Genomic DNA, 1239 nt, shown 5'->3' with positions numbered 1-1239 from the left:
TTGCCAAGCTGCATCAGGCAATAGATATGCTGAACAAGAGTTTGGGCAGAACGAGCAAAAATGTTCCAGCCCTTCCTGCCTACGACGTAAGCTATGATGACCAACCTCTTTACGAGGCTTCATTCGTTGCAGAGGCAATTTATAACCCAAAGGATGGGGCTGAAGCCTTTATTGTACCTGGCAATCCGGACACAGTTTTTTTCATGGGCGGCTGGCGCAGCGGGCCTCGTGATGATTCTATTTACATATCCATCGACACCGGGAGGACCTGGACATTTGTAAGGAGGGCCGAGTGGTCACCTCGACACACGTTCGGGTTTGAAAAACTCGGAAGATACTACTATGTATTTGGGGCAGATGGTCAAGACCCAAAGAGTGATTGCTGGCGCAGTACAGACCTGCGCAATTGGACACTCATGAATGATACCATATCCCTGATGGCTGACCGCATCCTGTATGGCAATGCAGCCCATGACGGTTGGCTTTATATGATAGGAGGCCAGGATACAACTGCCGGTAACAACATTACTGTGTACACGGACGTGCTGCGCAGCAGGGATGGCGCAACATGGGAAAGGGTGTGTAACAATTGCGTACCTGCAATAGGCAATTTGGGCGGAGCCGTTGAGAGTTACAACGGGCGGTTGTGGATAGTGGGAGGCGAATTGTATGACGACACTAACGGACACATTCGGTACAAGAGCGTGTACAGCAGCAAGGATGGAGGCAGGACATGGCACCAACATCCTGATCTGCCCATTCCATTTGTCCTCTCGTATCCGAAAGTGTTTGTTTTTGACGGAAAATTGTGGGTATATGGAGGTTATGATGATTCCCAGACAAATACCAGTGTCCTCATGTACACCTACGATGGGGACACGTGGTTCAAGGTAGATCACCAGAACATCTTGCCGCCTACGCACGCGGCTGCCGTGGCAGTTGGAAATGACTACTTTGTTATTCCGTCAGGTAATATTTTCAATGAAGTTTATAAGGTAGAAAAAAAATAAGATGGCATACCGTGCAACATATCTCATCGGCTTTTCCATCGTGAAAAACTACCGCCTGGTGGACGTCGCCAGCACGCGGGTAGAGACGCGCAGCTATTGGCCCGATAATGAGGAAGTATGGGCAGCTATTGAGGCGTGGGCGAAGGAAAACCTGAACTTCGACATCGAGCCGGAAGACGTGCGTGTGCTGTCGTACACGCGCATCCCGCGCCGTTTCCTCAAAAAGGAA

At 50.0% G+C, this 1239-nt stretch carries 2 protein-coding genes; both read left to right on the top strand.

Annotation, left to right across the window (positions count from 1 at the left end; all coding sequences use genetic code 11):
* Nucleotides 1–26: 26 nt before the first annotated feature.
* Nucleotides 27–1010, top strand: coding sequence for a hypothetical protein (locus tag D6694_13270; GenBank protein RMH37475.1), 984 nt, complete (start codon nt 27–29; stop codon nt 1008–1010).
* Nucleotide 1011: 1 nt separating this feature from the next.
* On the top strand, nt 1012–1239 hold a 228-nt coding region (locus D6694_13265), incomplete at its 3' end, for a hypothetical protein (GenBank protein RMH37474.1).

It is taken from the genome of Gammaproteobacteria bacterium (genome assembly GCA_003696665.1).
GTDB lineage: Bacteria > Pseudomonadota > Gammaproteobacteria > Enterobacterales.
The sequence above is the reverse complement of the archived record's forward strand: the minus strand, read 5'-3'. Positions and strand labels throughout refer to the sequence as shown.

Coding starts and splice junctions, on each gene's coding strand:
- D6694_13270 (RMH37475.1), top strand. CDS start 27: ATGCTGAACAAGAGTTTGGGCAGAACGAGCAAAAATGTTCCAGCCCTT.